This window comes from Corynebacterium sp. UMB8791, assembly GCF_054166365.1.
In genome coordinates this window covers 1-335 of record NZ_JBSZCG010000047.1, presented here as the reverse complement: position 1 = coordinate 335, position 335 = coordinate 1, and the positions used below count along the sequence as shown (strand labels likewise).

General features: G+C 49.6%; 1 protein-coding gene. It reads left to right on the top strand.

Annotation, left to right across the window (positions count from 1 at the left end; genetic code table 11):
• A partial coding sequence (locus tag ACXIUA_RS01255; RefSeq protein WP_457975927.1) for an SPJ_0845 family protein occupies positions 1–132 on the top strand: 132 nt, incomplete at its 5' end.
• Between the last annotated feature and the right edge of the window lie 203 nt (positions 133–335).

The following is a 335-nucleotide window of genomic DNA, read 5'->3' as shown; positions in this document are numbered from 1 at the left end:
CGCCGCAGCGATAAGCTAGACGACTTATTCAATAAGTTCGCTAGCGACCCGCTCAAGCCGGTTAAAAAACCGGACGACCAACCAAAGGACGCCAAAGAAGACGCCGCTAGAAAAGAAGATTCCGCCAAGTAAAAGTGGGTGGGAGATAACCTTCTCGGCAGGCCGTATGACTAAGCTAGGACGAACTGTTGGTGCGGCACGCACCGTTCTTCGGCCTGCTTAGGCACTAGGCCTGCGGTTATTTACCACGTTTTCTGTCTAACATTCGTGAATACAACAAGAGGCTGGGAGAAAATCGTGTTTTCTCCCAGCCCCTTTTTTTAAAACCGTTAAAT